Here is a 22,134-nt window from a genome sequence, read left to right on the forward strand (position 1 = left end):
CCACCGGCCCGCACGCCGATCAGCGAGGAGCCTTCAGTGCCCGGACCCGCAGCAGGGACGGCCCGCGCCGCCACGACCACCGACGTCGTCTGTCTCGGTGAGTCCATGGTGACGTTCCTGCCCTCGCAGCCCGGCCGCCTCGCCGATGTGCCCTCCTTCGGACGCGGGATCGGGGGCGCCGAGTCCAACGTGGCCTGCGCGCTCGCCGCCGCCGGGCACCGGGCGGCCTGGGTGGGGCGGGTCGGGTCGGACGGCTTCGGCGACCACCTGGTCGCGGCGATCGCCGGGTACGGGGTCGACACATCGGCCGTCCGCCGGGACCCGGTCCGCCCCACCGGCATCTACTTCCGTACGGCGGCGGACCGGGGGGCCGACGCGCACGAGGTGGCGTACTACCGGGCGGGGTCGGCGGCGTCCGCGATGTCGCCGGAGAACGTGCCGTACGAGAAGGTCCTCGCGGGGCGTGTGCTGCACCTGTCCGGGATCACGGCGGCGCTGTCGGCCGACTGCCGGGCGCTGCTGCGGGACCTCACCGCGCCCCGGCCCGGCCGTCCGCTGGTCTCGTTCGACGTGAACCACCGCCCGCGTCTGTGGCGGGACGGGGACGCGTCGGTGCTGCTGGAGCTGGCCCGCCGCGCCGACCTGGTGTTCGTGGGGGAGGACGAGGCGGAGGCGGCGTGGGGGATCGTGGGCGCGGAGGCGGTCCGGGCGGCGCTGCCGGAGCCGTCCGTGGTGGTGGTGAAGCGGGGGAGCGCGGGGGCGACGGTGTTCTCGGGGCGCCGCCCCGGACCCCACTCCTCGAACGCCGGAGGGGCTGAGGCTGAGAACGCCCCGGGCGCGCGCTCCACGGAGGGCGGAGGGGGCGAAGATGCCCCGGCCATGCGCTCCACGGAAGGCGGCGGGGCCGAGAGCGCCGTCGGGGCGGGAGACGCCGACACCGTCACCACCGTCCCCGCCCTCCGCGCCGACACCGTCACCACCGTCCCCGCCCTCCGCGTCGACGTCGTCGCCGCCGTCGGGGCCGGGGACGCGTTCGCCGCCGGGTTCCTCTCCGCCACCCTGCGCGGTCTGCCCGTACGGGACCGGGTCCGGCACGGGCACCTGATGGCCGCCGCCGCCCTCACCGTGCCCGGCGACCTCGCCGACCCGCCGCCCGCCCGCGACCACGCCGACCACCTCGTCGCCCTCGACGATGGCGCCTGGGGGAGACTTCGTCTCGGCCCCGGCTGGACGGCAGCCGACCGGGCCCCCGAGGAGGTACGTACGCCATGAGCCAGACCGTCGACCGGGCGCTCAGCATCCTGCCGCTGCTCGCCCAGGGCCCCGCCGACCTCGGCCAGGTCGCCGAGCGGCTCGGCGTCCACAAGTCCACGGCGCTGCGCCTGCTGCGTACGCTCCACGAGCACGGGCTCGTCTACCGCCAGCAGGACCAGCGCTACCGCCTCGGCGCCCGGCTCTTCGCGCTCGCGCAGGAGGCCGTCGAGAACCTCGACGTACGCGAGATCGCCCACCCCCACCTGGTCGAGCTGAACGACCGGTGCGGGCACACCGTGCACCTCGCGGTCTACGAGGAGCAGGAGGTCCTCTACATCGACAAGGTCGAGAGCCGCTACCCGGTCCGGATGTACTCACGGATCGGCAAACCCGTCGCGATCACCGTCGCGGCCGTGGCCAAGCTGCTGCTCGCCGACCTCACCGAGCCCGAGCGGCGCACCATCGCCGAGAAGCTCGACTACCCCATGTACACGTCCCGTTCGACGCCGAACGCGGCCGCCTTCCTCAAGGAGCTGGCCGTCGTCCGCGAACAGGGCTGGGCCACCGACCTCGGTGGCCACGAGGAGTCCATCAACTGCATCGGCGCCCCCATCCGGGGCGCGGACGGGCGGGTCGTCGCGGCCATGTCGGTCTCCGCACCGAACGTGGTCGTGACGGCCGAGGAACTCCTCACCCTGCTCCCGCTGGTCCGGCGCACCGCCGAGACGATCAGCCGGGAGTACTCCGGATCCGGCACCAACCGACCCAAGAAAGTCTGATTCAGCCATGACCGAGAAGATCGCGCTCACCCCCTCCACCCACACCGCGCCGCCCGCGAAGTTCTCGCACGGCGTGAAGAAGGGGAACATCCTCCAGGTCGCCGGCCAGGTCGGCTTCCTCCCGGCGGTGGAGGGCCAGGCCCCGACCACGGCCGGCCCCACCCTGCGCGAGCAGACCCTCCAGACCTTCGCCAACGTCAAGGCGATCCTGGAGGAGGGCGGCGCGAGCTGGGACGACGTGATGATGATGCGCGTCTACCTCACGGACGTGGACCACTTCGCGGAGATGAACGAGATCTACAACGCGTACTTCGCCGAGCAGAACCTCAAGGAGGCCCCCTCGGCGCGGACGACGGTCTACGTCGGCCTGCCCAAGGGCCTGCTGATCGAGATCGACGCGCTCGCGGTGCTGAGCTGAGCTGACGGTCCTCCCCGGCGGAACGGCCCGGGGAGGACCGGTCGGGCCATCAACTCCCCTTCCGGGCCACGTAGTAGACGTTCAGGATGTCGCCCTCCACCTCGCGCACGGCGACCTCCCCGAACCCCGCCTCCTCCAGCATCCGTAGCGCGGTCTGCCGCCCCCATACGGTCCCCAGCCCCGCGCCACCCTCGCCCAGCGAGACGGTCATGCAGTAGAAGACCGAGAAGGTGTAGAGCGCGGGCCCCAGCGGGTGGTCGAGGTTTTCCTCCAGCAGGCTGGAGGCCGCGATGTCCCCCATCAGGAACACCCCGTCGTCCCGCAGCGCCCCGGCCACGGCCGCCAGGGCCTCCGCCGGGCGGGCCAGGTCGTGGATCACGTCGAAGGCGGTGACCAGGTCGTACGGTCCGGTCACCGAGGCCGCGTCCGCCCGGTCGAACCGCACGTTGCGCAGGCCCAGCGCCGCCGCCTCGGCCCGGGCCGCCGCGATACCGCCCTCCGACAGGTCCACCCCGAGGAACCGGCTGGCCGGGAACGCCCGCGCGAGCAGATTGACGGCGTGCCCCTGCCCCGTACCGATGTCGAGCACATCCAGCCCGCCGCCCGTGCCCAGCCGCTCCGGCAGCCCGGCCACCAGCGGAACGATCGTGTTGACGAGAGCGGCGTCGTACACCCGTGCCGTCTCCTCCGCCTGGAGCTCCTGGAACTTCGGATACGAGGAGTACGGCACCCCGCCCCCGTCCCGGAACGCGGCGGCCACCTCGTCCTCGACGAGCCCGATCAGCGCGAGGTTCTGCAGGAAGGAGGCCAGGTTGTCGGGCCCCGCGGCCCGGCACAGGGAGGCGGCGTGCTCGGCCGGCAGCCGGTACGTACGGTCCTCCGGCTCGTACACGACGATCCCGCCCACGGTCACCCCGCCCAGCCACTCACGCACATACCGCTCGTCCAGCCCCGCGGCCCCGGCGATCTGCCCACTGGTCGACGCAGGCAACCGCGCCATCACGTCGAACAGCCGCGTCCGGTGCCCGATGCTGCACAGATACCCCAGGCAGGCATCGTCGAGCACCTGCACCATCCGGCCCGCGAACTCCTCCTGCCGGACCGGGTCCACCGTCTGCTGAGTCATGGCGCCTCCTTCGGAAGCCCACAGCGCGCCACTGGAACAGCGCGCCACCGGAACAGCGCCCCTCCATATCCGCCGCGCGCACTGCCGGCCGATATGCCCCTCTTCAAACACTACGCCGCCCTGTGCGGCGTGCCCCAACGACAGCCGGGCCGTTCAGACCGTCATGACCGGGACGTCGTACCGGGGGATCCACTTGTCGCGGGTGACGATGGTCATTCCCTCGGTCTGCGCCTGGGCGACCAGTATCCGGTCGAAGGGGTCGCGGTGCAGAGCGGGCAGTCTGCCCGCCCGCACTCCGTGTCCTGCGGTGATCGGCAGGGCGGTGAACTGGCTGTCGCGCACACGCTCGGCCAGATCGGCCGGCCCGTCCAGTTTTCCCAAGGACTGTTTGATGGCGATCTCCCACGCGGAGACCGCACTGAGGTGTACCGAGGGTTCCGTGTCCAGGAGGTCCTTGACCTGGTCGGTGAGCTCGTCGGAGTCCCCGAGCCACCAGAGGATCACGTGTGTGTCGAGCAGGAGACGCATCAGCGCATCCCGAAGGCGTCGGCGATGTCGTCGGGCAGCTCGTCGAAGTCGTCCGCGATGTGGATGCGCCCCGCCAGCGACCCCCGCCCGGTCCGCCGGACCTTCGGACGTAGCGGCACCACCTTGGCGACCGGCTCGCCGGCCTTGCTGATGACGACCTCCTCGCCGGTGGCTACCTGCTCCAGGATCCGGGAGAAGTGCGTTTTGGCTTCGTGCACGTTGTATTGCGTGTTGTATTGACGGGCTGCTTCCACGGCTGCCTCACCAAGGGCGAGAAGGGATGGACTAAGTACTGGACTAAGGCTAACTAAGGCTACCTCACGCCAACTATGGCCAACATCTGGCGCGCCCGCCCCCCGATCCCGCGCACGCCCCCTTGTGCCGCCCCGCCGTTTGCGCTTCCTTGATCGGCATGGCGGAGACAAGCGCAACCACGGAGACAGGGGAGCCGGCCTCCCGACCACGTAAGTCCAGCTGGAAGTACATCGGCCCCGGCATCGTCGTCGCGGCGACCGGGGTCGGGGCCGGTGACCTGGTCGCGACGCTCGTCGCGGGCAGCAAGTTCGGGTACACGCTCATGTGGGCGGCGGTGATCGGCTGCCTCGTCAAGATCTCGCTCGCGGAGGCGGCCGGGCGCTGGCATCTGGCGACCGGGCGCACACTCTTCGACGGCTGGCGCAGCCTCGGCGCGTGGACGACCGTCTACTTCGCGATCTACGTCGTCATCTGGGGTTTCCTCTACGGCGCGACCGCCATGTCCTCCAGCGCCCTGCCCATCGTGGCGCTCTTCCCGGACGGACCGGGGCTGAAGTTCTGGGCGATCCTGACCGGGCTGACCGGGCTGGCCTTCGTCTGGTTCAACCGGTACGCCGTCTTCGAGAAGGTCATGACGGTGCTGGTCGGGATCATGTTCGTGGTGGTTGTGTACGTGGCCGCCCGGGTGGTGCCGGACATGGGGGCCTCGTTCGCCGGGCTCGTCCCCGTACTGCCGGACGGTTCGCTGCTCTACACCCTCGGGCTGATCGGTGGCGTCGGCGGCACGATCACCGTCGCGGCGTACGGGTACTGGGTCAACGCGAAAGGCTGGAGCAACTCCTCCTGGATGAAGGTGATGCGGCTCGACAACCGGGTCGCCTATCTCACTACGGGCGTCTTCGTCGTCGCGATGCTGATCGTCGGTGCCGAGTTGTTGCACGCCTCGCAGATCGCCCTCACCTCCGGCGACCGCGGGCTGATCGACCTGGGCAAGGTGCTGGAGGACCGCTTCGGTCCGTCGACCGCCACGCTCTTCCTGGTCGGCTTCTTCGCCACCTCGTTCTCGTCGCTGATCGGCGTCTGGCACGGGGTGAGCCTGATGTTCGCCGACTTCGTGGAGCGGTTCCGCATTCCGGAGGACCGGCAGAAGGAGCACGCGGGCCCGGAGACCGTCGACCGTCAGCAGCGTTCCCGGCCCTTCCGCGCGTACCTCCTCTGGCTGACCTTCCCGCCGATGACGCTGCTCTGGCTGGACGAACCCTTCGGCCTGGTCATCGCGTACGGGGTGCTCGGCGCGTTCTTCATGCCGTTCCTCGCCCTGACCCTGCTCTGGCTGCTCAACTCCTCCCGTACGCCCGGGGAATGGCGCAACGGATGGGTCAGCAATGGGATGCTGGCCCTGGCAGGGCTGTTGTTCGTCGTGCTGTGCGTCCAGCAGGTGCGCGAACTGCCCTGGTGATGCCGGGACCGTTACGGACGTCGGCCCGGAGAACGCGGCAGCGCCGCCGGGGGAGCGGCGGCGCTGCGGGTTCGGGGGGTGGCTGGGGTGGGAGCGGGAGGGTTACGGCAGGTTGCGGACGTGCGGGCCGACCGCCTTCGACCAGGCGTTGCCGGCCGTCGCGTCCCAGTTGGTCGACCAGGTCATCGCACCGCGGAGCGACGGGTAGGTCTTGGACGGCTTGAAGGAGCCGCAGTTGGTGCCCCTGGTGAGGCAGTCCAGGGCGGCGTTCACGACCGACGGGGCCACGTAACCGCTGCCCGCACCCCGGGTGGAGGCCGGGACGCCGATGCCGACCTGGGACGGGTCGAGGCCGTTCTCCAGCTGGATGCAGGCGAGCGCGGTGAGGAAGTCCACCGAGCCCTGGTGGTAGACCTTGCCGTCGCAGCCGAGCATCGAACCGCTGTTGTAGTACTGCATGTTGACGACGGTCAGGATGTCCTTGACGTTGAGCGCCGTCCTGAAGTAGTCGGCCGACGTCGTCTGCATGTCGATGGTCTGCGGGGCCATCGTGAGGACCAGCCCGGGGCCCGCCTTCGCTGACAGCTGGCGCAGTGCCTTCGTCATGTACGTGGCGTTGAGGCCGTTCTCCAGGTCGATGTCGACGCCGTTGAAGCCGTAGTCCTGCATCAGCGCGTACACCGAGTCGGCGAACGCGGTGGCGGCGGCGTCGTTGTCGACCCGGACCGTGCCCAGTTCGCCGCCGATGGAGATGATGATGTTCTTGCCCTGGGCCTGCTTGGTCTTGATGTCCGCCCGGAACTGGGCGTCCGTGTAGCCGTTCAGCCCGGCCGTGTCGAGGTTGAAGGTCACCGCGCCCCGCGTCGGCGTGGCGTCCGCGAAGGAGACCGCGATGATGTCGTAGTCGGCCGGCACATCGGTGAGCTTCTGGACGGCCGCGCCGTTGTTGAAGTTCTGCCAGTAGCCGGTCACCGCGTGCTTGGGCACGGCGGGGCCGGGGCCGGGACCCGTACCGGGCTTGGCCGTACGGGCGGTGACGGCGGCGGACTTGACCGACTCACCGGCCGCGTTGGTGGCGCTCACCGTGAACTGGTACGCCGTGTCGGCGGCCAGCCCCGTGACGGTCGCCGAGGTCCCGGTGGAGGTGGTGGCCTGCACACCGTCCCGGTACACCTTGTAGCCCGTGGCGCCCGACACCGCGTTCCAGGAGAGGGCGATGGAGGAGGTCGTTGTGGCGCCCGCGGTGAGACCGGCGGGGGCTGCCGGGACGACCGGGTCGGGGCCGGGGCCGTCGCCGCCCCCGCCGTCGGGGCCCGTCACCTCGATGTCGTCGGCGAAGTAGGCGGCCTGCCCGTACCAGCCGTGGGTGTAGACGGTCACCGACGTGGTGTTGGCGCCGGTCCGGAAGCTGGTGGAGAGCTTGGTCCAGGTGGTGGAGCCCGGCGTCCAGGTGGAGACGTCGGTCGTTCCGCTGCCGGTCACGCCGAGGTAGGCGTAACCGCCCTGCACCCAGGAGCTCAGCGCGTACGTCGAGTTGGGCTTCACGGCCACGGTCTGCGAGCACTTGGCGTTGTCGTGGCCGGCCGGGGTGGCCTTCAGCGCGGACGTGCCGCTGCGCACGGGGGAGGAGACGGTGGTCCCGCTGCCCCCGGAACAGGACCAGTTGGCGAGCCCCGACTCGAAGCCGGCGTTCTTGGCGTTGTTGACGTCGGCGGCCTGGGCGGTGGAGACGAGTCCGGTGACGGTCAGGGCAGCGGCCGAGATGACGGCCACCGCGCCGCCGAGGAACGGCCGGGCGTGGTGCCTTCTGCGTCTTCTGCTGCCTGCGGAGCGTTGCACGTGAGCCTCCGTGGGGGAGTTGGTGGTGCGTGGCGGGGGTGGCGGGTGTGGTGCGGGCGTGCCGGACGGATCGGGTGCGCGGCGGCGGGGATGGGGAAGGGCCGCGTGGAGGAGCCGGGACGGACGGGGCGGCGGAACGTGTGGAGCGGGTGGAGCCGAAGCGGTGGCCACCGCTGGCGGATAAACTGGTCCAGACCAATCAAGTTGTCAAGACCTCTGGCAGCGAAAGGGAGTTCGGAAAGTTCTTCCGTCGGGGCACGTATCCGTGCTCGCGGGAGGTCACGGGGCTGCCCGCGAGGCGTCGGTGGGGCCCTGGTACCGAGTTTGTTTACCGGGAGATGACCCGCCGCCCGCCCTCCGCCACCCCCACGGGTGATCTTGCGGAAGGTCTTCGTACCGTGACGAGAACCGTCCGCCGAAATGATCCGGTACGCGCCCGTATCCGCCTTGAGGTGCGGGAATGGCGGCGTGACCGAATTCCGGATGGCGGGTTCGGTGACGCTCCGCAGTGGTACGTACGGGGGGTGGAATCGATTTGGTCCTGTTTGCCACCCGACCCCCGTACGAACGGTGCTCGCATGATGACGCACTGGTCCTCGATAACTGTTCTCTGCCTGGTGAGACGTGGCTAAAGTGCTGATGCAGGAGCACGGAGCAGGAGCGATTGCGGCCGACGTCTCGACGGCGGCCGGAGCCGAACGGGGAAGAGCGTGCCGACCGCGATAGCAGTGACGAGTGCAGATCTGGTGCTGCCGCCCACCGATCAGCAGACACCGACCGCGGCCCTGCTCCAGGCCCCCGAAGCCCAGGCCCTGGAACAGGCGATCGGCGATATGCACCTGCTGCTCGAACAGCACGGATACGTGATCGCCCTCTACCCGTCCGGCATCCGCCCCGAGCACGAGCGCCGCCTCCACGCCATCCGCTCGGTCCTGGAGAGCGACCGGATCGCCCTGGTCAAGGTGGATCTGCCGCCGCTCGGCGTCGCCGTACTGGTGCGCCAGTTACGGCAGTTGTCCATCTGCGACTTCAGCCCCGGGGTGATCGCCTCCGCCGCCCGGCTGCTGTCGCACTACATCTACGCGGGTGCCGTGCTCAACTCGGTGGCCAAGCTCGACCGGGTCCCGGTCGGCCTCAAGAGCCACGCCAAGTCCTGGGTGCCCGGCTCCCAGTTCGCCGTACTCGCCGGTCCCGAACCGCAGCTCGTCAAGGTGGGCCCGGCCGCCGAACCGCTGGCCGGGCCGAAGTTCCGTACGCATCTCCTGCTGGCCAAGGGCCCGTTGCCGTCGGAGTGGGTGCAGGAGACCCTCGCACCCGCCTGGCAGGTCCAGGCCGTGCACGAGACGGCCCTTCCCGCCGACTCCCCGCGCTGGTGGGGCACGGGAAAGCTGGTGGAGTTCGCCGCCCACCTCCCGGACATCTCCATGCTGTACCAACTGGTCGCCTCCGTACGGCGGGAGAGGTGTCACTGGTGCGCGATGGAGCTCATCGGTGACCGCTGCGCCTTCTGCTCCGCCCCGCTCACCGCGCCGCTTGCCGCTCCCCCCGCCACCCCGCTCGCCTCGCCCCTCGCCGCACCGCGCGCCCCCCTCGCCGCCATCGAGAACCGAACGCCCTCCGCCGGTCCCCTCCAACTGGGCGCCGGGGAGCTCTCCGGTCCCTAGACGCCCGCGACCACCGGCCCGGGCGAGCCCGGCCCCCGGCCCGTACCGCCCCACCGCGCATTCCTCTCCGTCCGCCGCCCCACGCATCCGATACGCATCTGATACGCATTCGATCCGAACGAGGTTGTCCGGCCATGAACTCCCGCCAGCGCCGCGGCGTGATACTCCTGCTCCTGTCGGTCCTCTGTGCCTTCGGTGCCTTCGCCGGAGTGCTCTCGGTGATCAGCGATGTGAACGCGAAGGTCGGACCCGAAGTCACCGCGTACCAGCTGAAATCCGATGTGGCACCGTACACGGCCCTGCGCAGCGGCCAGTTCGAGAAGATCACGATGCCCAAGCGCTGGCTCTCGGAGAACGCGGTGACCGACCTGCGGGAGGTCGAGTCGAAGATCGCCGTCACCCACCTCCGCAAGGGCTCGCTGCTCCAGTCGGACATGATGGTGCGCAAACCCGAACTCCGCGCCGGTGAGCAGGAGATCGCCATCATGATCGACGCCGCCACCGGGGTCGCGGGCAAGATCACACCGGGCGCCACGGTCAACATCTACGCCACCTTCGCAGGTGAGCAGCGGGAGGACGGCAACCCCGCCCAGTCCAAGGTCATCGTCTCCAACGCCAAGGTGCTGGAGGTCGGCAGGCTCACCCCGCTGAACCCGACCGGCGACGACCGGCGCGGCCAGCTGACCGAAGCCGTGCCGATCACCTTCGCCCTCAACACCCTGGACACCCAGCGCATCGCCTACGCCGAGTCCTTCGCGGAGCACGTACGCCTCGCACTCGTCGCCCCGGGCAGCGACGGCACCATCCGCCCGGGGGACCGCACCTACACGCTCGACAAGGACAAGTGAGGATCGGATGACCACCAGAATCCTCCCGGCCGTGGGCGACCCCGACGCGGCCCGCTCCGTCACCACCCTGCTCAGCCAGCTCCCCGACGCCGAACCGGCGGCCCCGGTCATCGACTCGACCCAGCTGATCGACACCCTGGCCCGTCTCGCCGGCGAGGCCATCGACGAGCTGCCCGAAGTGGTGCTGGTGCACGAGCGGATCGGCCCGGTCCCGGCGCTGGAGCTGATCCGGGAGGTCTCCCTGCGGTTCCCCTCCGTCGGGGTCGTCCTGATCACCACGGACGCCAGTCCCCACCTCTTCGCCGCCGCGATGGACTCCGGCGCCCGCGGTCTGGTCACCCTCCCGGTGGGGTACGAGGAGCTGGCCAACCGGGTCCAGGCGGCGGCCCAGTGGTCGGCCGGCGTACGCCGCCACCTCTCCTCGGCGGGTGACGTCTTCACCGGCCCCGGCGGCACGGTCGTCACGGTCACCGGAGCCAAGGGCGGCGTCGGCGCCACGGTCACCGCCATCCAACTCGCCCTGGCCTCCCAGGCGTCGGGCCACACCGTCGCCCTGGTCGACATGGACCTCCAGACCGGCGACATCGCCTCCTTCCTCGACGTACAGTTCCGGCGCTCCCTCGTCGACCTCGCCCTGATCACCGACATCTCGCCCCGGGTCCTCTCCGACGCCGTCTTCTCCCACTCCACCGGCCTCGCCCTGCTGCTGGCCCCCGGCGAGGGCGAGCGCGGCGAGGAGGTCAGCGACCGCTCCGCCCGCCAGATCGTCAGCGCCCTGCGCTCCCGGTACGAGGTCGTCGTCATCGACTGCGGCGGCCAGATGAACGGCGCCAACGCGGCCGCCATCGAGATGGCCGACGTCGCCCTGCTGGTGACGACCCCGGACGTGGTCGCGGTGCGCGGCGCGAAACGGATCGTACGGATGTGGGAACGGCTCCAGATCCGCAAGGCGGAGGAGACGGTCACCCTCGTCAACCGCTTCACCCGCAACACCGAGATCCAGCCGCCCCTGATCCAGAAGATCACCGGCACCCGGGTCGCCTCCGCGGCGGTTCCCGCCAACTTCAAGGAGCTCCAGGCGGCCGTCGACTCCGGCCGCCTGCACGAACTGGACGCCAAGAGCACGGTCAAGCAGGCACTTTGGAGCCTGGCCGGAGAGCTGGGCATCGTCAAGCCGAGCGCCACCGCCAAGAAGGGCGGCGCCCTGGCCCGGAGGAACAGCGGCACCTTCAAGAACGACCGCGGCTCGATCGGACGCCCCCGCCGCCGACGTGGCGGGCCCGCCGACTCCGAGGGGACACGTTGAGCGATGACGACCACCACGAGGACGGCTCGCAGCGGCATACGGGGGCTCCGCGCGCTCCGTAAGGATGACCGGGGGCGGATCAGTGCTCTGCGTGAGCGCAGGGACCGGGGGCAGACCGCGATCGAGTTCCTGGGCATGACCCCCTTCATCATCCTGATCATGCTGGTGCTCTGGGAGTGCGCCCTGATCGGCTACACGTTCAGTCTCGCGGGCAACGCGGCGGACGTGGGCGCGCGCAAGGGGAGCGGAGCGGAGTACGGGGCCGGGGCGGCCTGCCGGGCGGGCGCGCTGAAGGACCTGCCCGCCGCCTGGTCGAGCGGGGCCGATGTGCGGTGCGGTCCGAACGGAGGGCTGTACGAGGCGAAGGTGCGGCTCAAGGTCCCGGTGCTGGTGCCGGGCCTGTTCGACCTCGACACCCACATCACGGGCGAAGCCGGATCGGCGCTGGAGGACTGGCGATGACGACTGTTCCGTACGGAGAACGCCCCGGGAACCTCCGCACGGGGAGGCGCAGGGACCGCGGCCAGGTGGCCCTGGAGTACCTCGGCTTCCTCCCCCTGCTCCTCCTCGTCGCCCTGCTCGCCATCCAGCTCGGCATCGCCGCGTACGCCGCCGCCCAGGCGGGCACGGCCGCCCGCGCCGGAGCCCGTACGGCGGCCAGCGACGACGCCCACGGGGACCCGGAGACGGCGGCCCGGGGCGCGGTCAGCGGCTGGGTGCGGGGCGACGGGTTCTCGTACAGCCAGAGCGGCTTCCAGGACATCACCGCCACCGTCGCGGTCAGGGTCCCCTCGCTCGTCCCCGGTATCGGCCCCTGGACGGCGACCCGGAGCGCCACGATGCCGCGCGAGTGACCGCGTACGGGACACCGTGGCACGCGCTGCACCCGCCGCACCCGCTGGAACCGCTACACCCGCTACACCCGTGACACCGAGGAGAGTTGGGCAGATGAGCCTGCGGGCACGCATGAGCGCCCCCGACGAGCACGGCGGCGCAGGGGAGGACGGCCACATGGTGGCCTCCTACCGGGCCAAGCTGCTGGAGGAGATCGACCTCGCGGAGATGTCCTCGCTGGCCGCCGCCGACCGGCGGGCCCGGCTGGAGCGCGTACTCGGCCACATCATCAGCCGCGAGGGCCCGGTCCTCTCCACCGTGGAGCGCTCGCAGCTGATCCGGCGTGTCGTGGACGAAGCCCTCGGCCTCGGCATCCTGGAACCGCTCCTGGAGGACGCGTCCATCACCGAGATCATGGTGAACGGCCCCGACCAGATCTTCGTCGAGCGCGGCGGCAAGGTCGAACAACTGCCCCTGCGCTTCGGCTCCCACGAGCAGCTGATGCAGACCATCGAACGCATCGTGGCGACCGTCAACCGCCGCGTCGACGAGTCGAACCCGATGGTTGACGCACGGCTGCCCAGCGGCGAACGCGTCAACGTGATCATCCCGCCGCTCTCCCTGACCGGCGCGACCCTCACCATCCGCCGCTTCCCGCGCTCCTTCACCCTCCAGGAGATGATCGGCTTCGGCTCGCTGGACGAGCAGATGCTGGTCCTGCTCGCCGGTCTCGTCCAGGCCAGGCTCAACATCATCGTCTCGGGCGCCACCGGCACCGGCAAGACGACGCTCCTCAACGCGCTCTCGGGGCTGATCCCGAACAACGAGCGCATCGTCACCATCGAGGACTCCGCCGAACTCCAGCTCCAGCAGGGCCATGTGATCCGGCTGGAGGCCCGCCCGGCCAACGTCGAGGGCAAGGGCCGGATCACCATCCGCGACCTGGTCCGCAACTCCCTGCGGATGCGCCCCGACCGCATCATCGTCGGTGAGGTCCGCGGCGGCGAGTCCCTCGACATGCTCCAGGCGATGTCCACCGGCCACGACGGCTCGCTCGCCACCGTCCACGCGAACAGCGCCGAGGACGCGCTGATGCGCCTCCAGACCCTCGCCTCCATGTCGGAGGTCGAGATCCCCTTCGAGGCCCTGCACGACCAGATCAACAGCGCCGTCGACGTGATCGTCCAGCTCACCCGGCACGCCGACGGCACCAGGAAGATCACCGAGATCGCGGTGCTCGACTCGCACGGCCGCGACCCGTACCGGATCGTGACCGTGGCCCGGTTCAACGCCCAGCCGATGGCCCCCGACGGCCGGATCCACGGCCGCTTCCAGTATCTGCCGCTGCCCCGCAGGATCGCCGACCGCCTCTACATGGCGAGCCAGCCCATCCCGCAGGCGTTCGGCATCGCCGAGAGCGCCGGACAGCTCGCCACCCGAGAGGCCAACTAGGTACCGCGCCATGGACAACGTCAATCTGCCCCTGGTCACCGTAGGCGTGACGCTGGTCGCCTGTGTGCTCGGCGTGATGGGCCTGTACGCCTACTCCGGCGGCAAGGCCGACCGCGACGCGCTGGTCGAGCGGCTCTCCCACGTCGGCCAACTCCCCGAGACGGGCCGCCGACGCCGGTTCAAGGGCCTGGACCGCCGACTGCGCTCCACCGCACTCGGCCGGAAACTTGAGCTGAAGCTCGCGGCGACCGGCATGGAGCTCACGCCCGGCGAGTTCGTCGTCTACGCCCTCGTCGTGATGGCCGGACTGTGGATGATCGCCTCCTCCCTGCTGGCAGCCTTCTTCGGCCCCGTCGCCGCCCTCATCGGCCTCTGGAGCACCAACGCCTTCCTGAACTGGCAGCGGACCAAGCGCACCGAACGCTTCATCAACCAACTCCCCGAACTCTCCCGGATCCTGGCCAACGCCACCCAGGCGGGCCTGGCCCTGCGCACCGCGCTCTCCATGGCGGCGGAGGAGATGGAGGACCCGGCGGGCGAGGAACTGGCCAGGGTGGCACGGAGGTTGGCCGTCGGCGAATCCCTGGACGACGCCCTGAGCGAACTGACCGACAGACTCCCCTCCCGCGAACTGGTCGTCCTCGTCACGACGTTGGTCCTCTCCAACCGGGCCGGCGGTACGGTCGTGAGCTCCCTGCGCAACCTCACCGAGACGCTGGAGGAGCGCAAGGAGACCCGCCGCGAGGTCAAGACCCAGCTCTCCCAGGTCACCGTCACCGCCTACGCCGTACCGGCCTTCGGCATCGGCGCGATGCTCCTGATGAACGCGGTCATGCCGGGCGCGCTGGACCGGATGACGGGTGCCTTCATCGGCCAGGTGGCGGTGGTGGTGGCCATCGCCCTGTACGCGGTCGGCTTCGTGGTCATCCGCCGCCTCTCCCGTATCGACGTCTGACGCCCGGAAGGAAGGGGACGCACCCATGGACCTGCTGCTCGCCCTGCTCGTCGGACTCGCCGTCTACGGGGCCATCCACGGCATCCGGATGTACCGGGCCGACGCGAAACTCCCCGGCGACCTGGCCATCGCCCTCGAATCCGGCTCCTCGCGCACCAGTGCGGTGGGCTCCGGCATCGACCGGCTCGGCATCCGCTGGGCCCCGATGGTGCTGCGGATGATGGGCCCCAAGGCGGTCAACAGGAAGCGCCGCCAGATCGACCTGGCCGGAAACCCGGGCGGCCTGACCATCGACCGCTACGCGGCGCGCCGCGCGGTCTACGGGGCCCTCGGCACCCTGGGCGCCTTCTCCATGCTCCTCCAGGGGCAGATCTTCCTCGCCCTCCTCATGATCGCGTTCGGCCTGTTCTGGGTGGAGGTGGGGATCTGGTCGGCCATCCGCGTCCGCCGTGAGCACATCGAACGCACCCTCCCCGACTTCCTCGACGTCCTCGCCGTCGTCGTCTCCGCCGGACTCGGCTTCCGGCAGGCGCTGGACCGGGTGGCGGAGAAGTACGAGGGCCCCTGGTCCGACGAACTGCGCATCACCCTGCGCCAGATGGACATGGGCGTCAGCCGCCGCCAGGCCTTCGAGGAGCTGCGCAGACGCAACGACTCGGAGCAGGTCGCGATGTTCGTCACCACACTCCAGCAGGGCGAGGAACTGGGCGCGCCCATCGTCGAGACGCTCATCCAGATCGCCAACGACATGCGCCGCACCGACGCCCAGAACGCCCGCCGCAAGGCCGCCAAGGCGGTCCCGAAGGCGACGTTCGCGGTGACGTCGTTCCTCCTGCCGGGCACGCTCGTTCTCCTCACGGTCGGATTCGTGTACGGAGCCGACGTCGACTTCTCGTTCCTGACGGGCGGCTGACATGAACGGCGGAGGGGATGGGGACGAGGGGAACGAGAGGGACGAGGGGAAGGAAGCGAGAAAGGACGGGGGGAAGGGCGAGAGGAAGGACGAGGAGAAGGACAAGGAGAAGGACAAGGACCGCACGGACTTACGGGGAACGAGAGGGAGGTGACCGGCACATGGCCTACCAACTGAGCGGCTCCCGGCCCGGCCTGACCACGGACCTGACCCGGGCCCACAGCGGCACCCCGGCGCGCCCGGCCCTGGCCATCCAGGTCAACGCGCTCCAGGCGATGTGCCGGCAGGTCTTCGGCTTCCGCCTTGCGATGATCGCGATAGCGACCCCGTACGCGATCAGCCATACCGCCCCTGGCCTGCCCACCTGGTTCGTCGGCGCGGCGGTCCTGGTCACCTTCATGGGCTCGTACGTCCTGTTCCGCGACTGGGAGCGCTTCGGCCCGGTCCTCCTGCGCCACCCCTGGCTGCTCGCCGTCGACATGCTCTTCGGCGCGCTGCTGCTGATCACGGCGACCCCCGAGTCGACCCTCGCGTACGTCACGGTCTGCACCCCGCTGCTGGCGGGCCTGGTCCACGGCTGGCGCGGTGCGGCGGTGTTCGCCTCGCTCCAGCTGGTGATCGTCTTCGGCGTGTACGCGAGCGTCCCGAAGCTGGAGGCGGGCGGGGCCACGGCACTCCTCCTGCCCGGCTTCTGCGTGATCGCCGGGGCGGTGGGGGTGACCCTGCGCAACCTGCTCCTGCGGTTCGGGACAGCCACCCAGGCGCTCACCGAGACCCGGGCGCGGCTGGCGGTGAACGAGGCGGTGGAGGGCGAACGCACCCGCCTGGCACGGGAGATGCACGACTCGGTGGCCAAGACCCTGCACGGCCTGGCCCTGGCCGCCGACGGCCTGGCGTCCTCGGCCGACCGTATGGACCCGTCGGCGGTGAGGCTCCAGGCGGAGCTGGTGGCCCGGGCCGCCCGCCGGGCCGCGGCGGAGTCGAGGGAACTGCTCACGGACCTGCGCCGGGAACAGGGCCTGGAGGGCGGCGTGGACATCATCCCCGAACTGACCGCTCTGGCAGCGGACTTCACGACCCGACACCCCATCAGGGCCACGTTCCGCCGCCTGGCCGAGGAGACCCCGGTCCCCCCGGTCCCGCACGCGGTGGCCCGCCAACTCCTCACGGTCGCCTCGGAGGCCCTGGAGAACGCGAACCGCCACGCGGCCCCCACGTACCTGGTCGTCCTCGCAGGCGTACAGGCCGACGTGCTCCGCCTGAGCGTGTACGACGACGGCCGCGGCCTCCCCGCCGGCACGACCTTGGAGGCCCTGCGCCGGTCGGGCCACTTCGGCCTGGTCGGCATGGTGGAACGGGCGGCCTCGATCGGAGCCCGGATCCGGATCGGGAGGGGGGAGGCGGAACGGGGGACGGAGGTGCGCCTGGAACTCCCACTGGCGGCCCTGGGGCGCAAGGCGGAGGCAGACCCTTCACCGGAGCCACAGCCACAGCCCCAGCTCCAGCCGCAGCCTCAGTCCTCGTCTCCGTCCCAGTCCCGGTCTCCCTCCCAGCCACAGCCACAGCCCCTGTCCCGGCCCGGGGCATCCCCCCGGTCGCTACCCCAGTTCGCCCCCGCCCCTGCCCCGGCCACCGCCCCTGCCCCGGCCCCCGCCACCGTCACCGCTATCGGCCCCGCCACCCCAGCCTTCCCCCTCCCCGTCCCCCTGCCCCTCCCCTTCACTTTCGCCCCCAGCCCCCACCCGTAACGAATTCCCCACGTCCCCACCCAGAGAGGAGGTCGCAGCATGCCGGACGATGTCTCCCCCGCGCCGGGCCGCCGCCACGGAGCGACGGCGGCCCACCGCCACACCACCCCCGAGCACACCGCGTCGCACATCCAGCCCGGCCCGGTCCCTGCCCCCGCCGGAGACCCGGGCCCCCCGCGCTCTGCGATCGACCCCCCAGCCCTGCCCTCACCACCACCCCCCGCGGCCCGGCTCCGGGTGGTGGTGGCCGACGACAATCCCGTCGTACGGGCAGGCCTGGGCGTCCTGCTCTCGGGCCGGGCGGACATCCGGGTGGTCGCGGAGGCGGCGGACGGCCGGGAGGCGTACGAGAAGACGCTCCAGCACCGACCGGACGTGGTGCTCCTGGACGTACGCATGCCGGGCGTGGACGGCATCTCGGCGCTGCCGCACCTGGTCGGGATCGCCCCGGTGCTGATGCTGACGTACAGCCGCGAGAGCGAGATCGTGCACGAGGCCCTGCGCCTGGGCGCGGGCGGTTACCTGGTGCACGGTGAGTTCACGGCGGACCAACTGGTGCAAGCGGTACGGGACACGAGGAACGGCCGCGCCAACTTCACGGTCACGGCCGCCGACGCCCTGCTGGCCCACATGCGCCAGGACACGTCCTCGCCCCGGGGGCCGTTACCGGACGGGCTGGGCGCGGCACTCACGGAACTCCCCGCCCAGGCGTCCCCACGACAGCCCGAACCTTCGGAAGGCCTTTCGCAACTGCAACCTCTTGTGGGACAGTCTTCTGTGACCGGGGGGCCGACTTTTTCCCCCAACAGGCAGCAGTACAAGCTGAGTTCGCGAGAGGCGGAGGTCATGGAGCTGATTGCGTCCGGAATGAGTAATCAGCAGATCGCCGCCACCTGCTTCATCAGTGAGAAGACCGTCAAGAACCACATCAACCGCATCTTCACCAAGCTCCACAGCGTCAGCCGCAGCGAGGCCATAGCCCGCTGGCTGGGCACGGCGCCCCGGCCCCCCGGGCGGCAGCCATGACCGACCGAAGCCCGAACCATGGTGCCCGGAATACCTTTTGGGCCCGGAAATGGGCCCACGGGCCCTCTGACGGCGCGCCTGTCCCCTCCTATGTTTCTCGCGTCATCTCCGGCACCGGCCAGGAGGAAGCCGGTACCGAGGACGGCACCGCAGAAACGCCCGAGTCGGCCGGCCCCCGGTCGGCCGAACCAGGAGGGGAACCCCATGTCGAACTTCACCCTGAAGGCCAGCGTCCGCGTCCACGGCTGGGCCGGCACCGCCGTCAGCGCGATCCAGAAGCGTTACGCGGCGAAGGACCGGGGGCAGACGGCGTTCGAGTACCTGGGCATCATTCTGGTGGTCGTGGCGATCATCGGCGCGATCGTGGCGACGGGCATCGGCACCGCGATCTCGACGCGCATCAACCGCCTGGTGACGTCCATCACGACGCAGTGATGAGCCGTCGCCGCCGCGGCGATGCAGGGCAGGCCTTCCCCATCTACGTAGTGATGGTGGCGGGCCTGCTCTTCCTTGCGTTCGCCTTCTTCGCTGTCGGTAAGGCGTCTGCCCTGCGGAACGGGTCCCAGGGAGCTGCGGACGCGGCGGCCCTGGCTGCCGCTCAGAGTGCCCGCGAGCAGTTCGCCGCAGGATTCCATGAGTCGCTTCCCGGCGACCAACTGGACCAGTTCCTCAATGCCGCCTTCCCGACTCTCACGCCGTGTGCGGAGGCCCAGAGGCTGGCGTCCGCCAATGGGGCCGATATCCGTTCCTGTGGCACGTCCGGGACCAGCTGGGACCGCGACAAGATCACGGTAGAAGTCGAGGGGCGTCAGTCCGTGGACTCACCGGTGATCCCCGGTACGGAGAGCACCTTCGCCAAGGCTGAGGCAACGGCGCTCATCGAATTCCGTTGCACGTGGGTCGCCGAGGGCCTCGACAGCGACGGCGACAGCGACAGCGACAGCGACGGCGACGGCGACAGCGACGGCGCCGAGGGCCTGTACACGTTCGCGTGTGGCAAGGCAGGGGTGGCAGAAGTCGTTCCGGGTGACCTGGCCGACTGGCCCCGGGTGAGCAAGATTCTCTTCGATGTGCGGTTGGTCGACCAGTGACAGCGAACGACGAGTAGAGGAATCGGACCATGAGCATTCGGCGGACCACGTCGACCAGAAGGGCAATGGCGGCTGTCACGGTGACGGCTGCCCTGACTCTCGCTCTTGCCAGTTGTGGCGATGACGGAGGCGAGCAGCCCCGCAGTGAGGGATCCGTCGCACCGTCCGGCCCCGCCACCACCCCTTCGGCAGCGGAGGACAAGGGCGAACCGCAACAGGAGGGCACTGCGGCGGGTGAGAGCGTGGACCCGAACGTGAAGCTGGCCGAGGCCCGTGGTGAAGGCCTGACGCTCGTCATCCATCAGGCCAAGCGGGATTCCGGAGGGTTCGTCACCGTCCAGGGCACCATCACCAACGACAGCGAAGAGACGCGTAACTCCAGTGGCTGGGTGGGGTCCGAAAGTTTGCTGGCAGCACAGAATCCGAACTCGGTCGCGGGTGCCACACTGGTCGACAAGGAGGGGAAGAAGCGCTACTACATTCTGCGGGACACCGAGAGCCGCTGCCTGTGCACCACCGACATTCCCCCCCTCGTCGGGGGTAGGTCCACGCCGGTGTTCATGCAGTTCCCGTCGCCGCCCCGTACGACAACGGAGGTCGACTTCAACCTCCCGACTTTCGGGACGACCTCCCTCAAGATCTCCGGGTGACGGCCGACATGACGCAGACGCGCACCCGAATCAGGCCAACGAGCCTGTCGGCCCTGTCACTCCTGGTCGTTGCGAGTCTCACGCTGTTCGGGGCAGAGCCCGCGCTGGCCGACGACGGCCCCAGCGTTCCACCCGGCACCGAGGCCCAGTCGGTGCCTCCTGTGGAGGTCGACCCCAACGACCCGGATCTCAAGATGTCCGAGGGCGGCACGCTGGGGCCTGCCAAGGTCCTCGACATCGTCCAGGTAGTCGAAGACCTGGGCGGTGAAGAGCGCCGCGAGGACAGCAACGCCGACATCAAGTTCGCCCTCCAGGCGGAAGTCCTCTTCGGCAAGGACAGCGCGAAGCTGGGCTCGGCGGCCAACGCCCGTATCGCCGCCATCGCCGAGGAGATCAAGAAGCAGAACACGACCACGGTCCGTATCTTCGGCTTCACCGACAACCTCGGCTCCTCCGCCCACGGCGACGTGCTTTCCAAGAAGCGCGCCGACGCCGTGCACGGGGTCCTGTCGAAGCAGCTCGGCCCCACGATCACGTACGAGATCCGGGGCTACGGCGAGCAGTACCCGATCGCCAGCAACAGCAACGAAGAGGGCCGGAAGAAGAACCGCCGCGTGGAGGTCTCCTTCCCGCGCGGCGAGGGTTCCTGACCGTTCCCGCTGCCCCTCCGCGCACAGCAGAGAGAGTCCGGCACCCGCGATCGCATCGCGGTGCCGGACCCTCGTCATCACAGCAGCTGGTCCGCCTTGCCGGACGTGGTACCGCAGATCATATGCTGCAGTGTTTCCCAAGCGTCCGTGAGGAACAACTGTCCTTGGCCCTGCTTTGTCCCGGTCGTCCGTGCCCATGCGGTGAGCAGCTGGCGCCTTCGCCGCAGAATGGCTCTTCCCCTGTGGCGTCCGGCATGGAGTCTTCCCTCAGAGGTCGCGTGCAATGGCGTAGTTGACCGCCTGACCTGCTCCGGGACATGCGCGTGCTTCGAATGAGAATGACCCGCAACGTGATGTGGCGGTGCTCAGGCATAGCGAGCAGGTTTTGTAGCTATCTGTGAGCTATTTGACGGCCGCCGAACTGAATATGCCTGGCTGTCTCATAGATGTCTCCGACGTACTCCTGAGATGTCATGCCCTGTAGTACCTGCTGACGCTCGATGTGGTGGGCGAGGCGAAGGACACCTCGTGCTCGGGCGGGGGCGGACCATGGCGCGGCAGATGCCCAGGGCGTGGTTGCTGGTCCGGAGGGCCCCGGAATCTGCGCGGAGTGCGCCGACCTCATCCGTTCCGGAGGAGAGGCCGGCCGTGACGTGCATCTTCGTGAAGCCTCTGTACGCTTCGACGCAAAATAGGGCCCTTCCCTCCAGCATGCAGTCTCACCAAGGGCAGTCGTCATACCTCTGTTTTCACGCGCCGTACTCTGCCCCGTCATCGCCGAGGGGGCGTCCCACTACATCCCACCGTTCATAGCCTCCGCGCGCGGGCTCGTGCTGAGCGTGCCCCTGCTCGGCAACCCGCACAGCACGGTGGTCGGGCGAAGCTTGCCTGCAACAGCGCTGCGTACTCACGGGCTCCCCCGGTACGCCTGGCCTCCTGCGCTTGCGATGATCGAACATTTGTCGGCTGATGGATGGCAGGGAACGACGCGGCGGCCCCCAGGGCCATCTGCCCGGCGAGCGGGGCGTCCGCCGCACACGCGGTCGACTCGGTCGCGGAGCATCCCCCCGCCCTTCTCCGCGGCCAAGTCCTCCGATCTGTTGCAGCAGGTGAGGCAAGGCTGCAGGGCACAAGGACGATGTCCGGCGGGTTGTACAGGGTGAAACCGTAGATGGCCTTGGTCATCAAGGTCGACAGGATGAAGACCTTCAAGAAGATTGGTTGCGACCGCTGTTCGAGCTCGATAGCTCTGAGGAGGCGTCTCATAGGATGGGAGATGGTCGGCTTATGCGTATGCAGACGGGTTTCGCCGACTGCAACCCGACGGAGGCAGGCGAGA

22 protein-coding genes are annotated in these 22,134 nt (G+C 69.9%); 18 read left to right on the top strand and 4 right to left on the bottom strand.

What is annotated here, in order from left to right; translation table 11 throughout:
- Positions 1–36: 36 nt before the first annotated feature.
- From ACFW9Z_RS03765 to ACFW9Z_RS03775, 3 genes are read left to right on the top strand one after another with little or no spacing between them, the layout of a single operon-like run.
- A complete protein-coding gene (locus ACFW9Z_RS03765; RefSeq protein ID WP_384633837.1) occupies positions 37–1,272 on the top strand; it encodes a sugar kinase in 1,236 nt (411 codons plus the stop codon).
- Positions 1,269–2,033: an IclR family transcriptional regulator gene (locus tag ACFW9Z_RS03770; protein WP_384633840.1), complete on the top strand. Its 765-nt coding sequence runs from the start codon at positions 1,269–1,271 to the stop codon at positions 2,031–2,033. The genes ACFW9Z_RS03765 and ACFW9Z_RS03770 overlap by 4 nt, the downstream gene beginning before the upstream one ends.
- Positions 2,034–2,040: 7 nt before the next feature.
- The gene (locus tag ACFW9Z_RS03775; RefSeq protein ID WP_384633843.1) at positions 2,041–2,451 is read left to right on the top strand and encodes a RidA family protein; all 411 of its coding nucleotides are present in this window, start codon (positions 2,041–2,043) and stop codon (positions 2,449–2,451) included.
- A 49-nt stretch (positions 2,452–2,500) separates the two neighbouring features.
- Here ACFW9Z_RS03775 and ACFW9Z_RS03780 read toward each other — a convergent pair whose 3' ends face one another.
- The 3 genes from ACFW9Z_RS03780 to ACFW9Z_RS03790 all read right to left on the bottom strand — a co-directional run bounded on the left by ACFW9Z_RS03780 (position 2,501) and on the right by ACFW9Z_RS03790 (position 4,359).
- Positions 2,501–3,577, bottom strand: coding sequence for a class I SAM-dependent methyltransferase (locus ACFW9Z_RS03780; protein ID WP_384633846.1), 1,077 nt, complete (start codon positions 3,575–3,577; stop codon positions 2,501–2,503).
- A 153-nt stretch (positions 3,578–3,730) separates the two neighbouring features.
- A complete protein-coding gene (locus ACFW9Z_RS03785; RefSeq protein ID WP_384633848.1) occupies positions 3,731–4,105 on the bottom strand; it encodes a type II toxin-antitoxin system VapC family toxin in 375 nt (124 codons plus the stop codon).
- Positions 4,105–4,359, bottom strand: coding sequence for a type II toxin-antitoxin system Phd/YefM family antitoxin (locus tag ACFW9Z_RS03790; protein ID WP_384633851.1), 255 nt, complete (start codon positions 4,357–4,359; stop codon positions 4,105–4,107). Before ACFW9Z_RS03790 ends, ACFW9Z_RS03785 begins: the two co-directional genes overlap by 1 nt.
- A gap of 158 nt (positions 4,360–4,517) precedes the next feature.
- Here ACFW9Z_RS03790 and ACFW9Z_RS03795 point away from each other — a divergent pair, with 158 nt between their 5' ends.
- Positions 4,518–5,819, top strand: coding sequence for an Nramp family divalent metal transporter (locus tag ACFW9Z_RS03795; protein ID WP_384633854.1), 1,302 nt, complete (start codon positions 4,518–4,520; stop codon positions 5,817–5,819).
- A gap of 102 nt (positions 5,820–5,921) precedes the next feature.
- Here the strand turns inward: ACFW9Z_RS03795 and ACFW9Z_RS03800 are convergent, their stop codons facing one another.
- On the bottom strand, positions 5,922–7,658 hold the full coding sequence (locus tag ACFW9Z_RS03800) for a chitinase (protein WP_384633857.1): 1,737 nt from the start codon (positions 7,656–7,658) through the stop codon (positions 5,922–5,924).
- A 728-nt stretch (positions 7,659–8,386) separates the two neighbouring features.
- Between ACFW9Z_RS03800 and ACFW9Z_RS03805 the strand changes: the two genes are divergently transcribed.
- The 14 genes from ACFW9Z_RS03805 to ACFW9Z_RS03870 all read left to right on the top strand — a co-directional run bounded on the left by ACFW9Z_RS03805 (position 8,387) and on the right by ACFW9Z_RS03870 (position 20,795).
- Positions 8,387–9,322: a hypothetical protein gene (locus ACFW9Z_RS03805; protein WP_384633860.1), complete on the top strand. Its 936-nt coding sequence runs from the start codon at positions 8,387–8,389 to the stop codon at positions 9,320–9,322.
- Between the two features lie 134 nt (positions 9,323–9,456).
- Entirely contained in the window at positions 9,457–10,170 is a 714-nt protein-coding gene (gene cpaB, locus ACFW9Z_RS03810) for a Flp pilus assembly protein CpaB (RefSeq protein WP_384633862.1), read from the top strand.
- A 7-nt stretch (positions 10,171–10,177) separates the two neighbouring features.
- Complete coding sequence (locus ACFW9Z_RS03815; RefSeq protein ID WP_384633865.1) at positions 10,178–11,476, top strand: CpaE family protein; 1,299 nt, start codon at positions 10,178–10,180, stop codon at positions 11,474–11,476.
- A 3-nt stretch (positions 11,477–11,479) separates the two neighbouring features.
- Positions 11,480–11,938: a TadE family protein gene (locus ACFW9Z_RS03820; protein WP_384633868.1), complete on the top strand. Its 459-nt coding sequence runs from the start codon at positions 11,480–11,482 to the stop codon at positions 11,936–11,938.
- Positions 11,935–12,330 (top strand): TadE/TadG family type IV pilus assembly protein, encoded by a 396-nt coding sequence (locus tag ACFW9Z_RS03825; RefSeq protein ID WP_384633871.1) that lies wholly within the window; start codon positions 11,935–11,937, stop codon positions 12,328–12,330. The genes ACFW9Z_RS03820 and ACFW9Z_RS03825 overlap by 4 nt, the downstream gene beginning before the upstream one ends.
- 94 nt (positions 12,331–12,424) lie before the next feature.
- The gene (locus ACFW9Z_RS03830) at positions 12,425–13,762 is read left to right on the top strand and encodes a CpaF family protein (RefSeq protein ID WP_384633874.1); all 1,338 of its coding nucleotides are present in this window, start codon (positions 12,425–12,427) and stop codon (positions 13,760–13,762) included.
- A gap of 10 nt (positions 13,763–13,772) precedes the next feature.
- The gene (locus ACFW9Z_RS03835) at positions 13,773–14,717 is read left to right on the top strand and encodes a type II secretion system F family protein (RefSeq protein WP_384633877.1); all 945 of its coding nucleotides are present in this window, start codon (positions 13,773–13,775) and stop codon (positions 14,715–14,717) included.
- Between the two features lie 25 nt (positions 14,718–14,742).
- The gene (locus ACFW9Z_RS03840; protein ID WP_384633879.1) at positions 14,743–15,630 is read left to right on the top strand and encodes a DUF5936 domain-containing protein; all 888 of its coding nucleotides are present in this window, start codon (positions 14,743–14,745) and stop codon (positions 15,628–15,630) included.
- Between the two features lie 161 nt (positions 15,631–15,791).
- Positions 15,792–17,378, top strand: coding sequence for a sensor histidine kinase (locus tag ACFW9Z_RS03845; protein WP_384633882.1), 1,587 nt, complete (start codon positions 15,792–15,794; stop codon positions 17,376–17,378).
- Positions 17,379–17,417: 39 nt separating this feature from the next.
- A complete protein-coding gene (locus tag ACFW9Z_RS03850; RefSeq protein WP_384633885.1) occupies positions 17,418–18,404 on the top strand; it encodes a response regulator in 987 nt (328 codons plus the stop codon).
- Between the two features lie 204 nt (positions 18,405–18,608).
- Positions 18,609–18,839, top strand: a complete 231-nt coding sequence (locus ACFW9Z_RS03855; protein WP_384633888.1) for a Flp family type IVb pilin — start codon at positions 18,609–18,611, stop codon at positions 18,837–18,839.
- The gene (locus ACFW9Z_RS03860; protein ID WP_384633890.1) at positions 18,839–19,495 is read left to right on the top strand and encodes a pilus assembly protein TadG-related protein; all 657 of its coding nucleotides are present in this window, start codon (positions 18,839–18,841) and stop codon (positions 19,493–19,495) included. Before ACFW9Z_RS03855 ends, ACFW9Z_RS03860 begins: the two co-directional genes overlap by 1 nt.
- Positions 19,496–19,524: 29 nt before the next feature.
- Positions 19,525–20,145, top strand: coding sequence for a hypothetical protein (locus ACFW9Z_RS03865; RefSeq protein WP_384633892.1), 621 nt, complete (start codon positions 19,525–19,527; stop codon positions 20,143–20,145).
- A gap of 8 nt (positions 20,146–20,153) precedes the next feature.
- Positions 20,154–20,795: an OmpA family protein gene (locus ACFW9Z_RS03870; protein WP_384633895.1), complete on the top strand. Its 642-nt coding sequence runs from the start codon at positions 20,154–20,156 to the stop codon at positions 20,793–20,795.
- Positions 20,796–22,134: the final 1,339 nt, after the last annotated feature.

Origin of the sequence: Streptomyces sp. NPDC059452 (assembly GCF_042750035.1) — a bacterium.
Classification (GTDB): domain Bacteria; phylum Actinomycetota; class Actinomycetes; order Streptomycetales; family Streptomycetaceae; genus Streptomyces.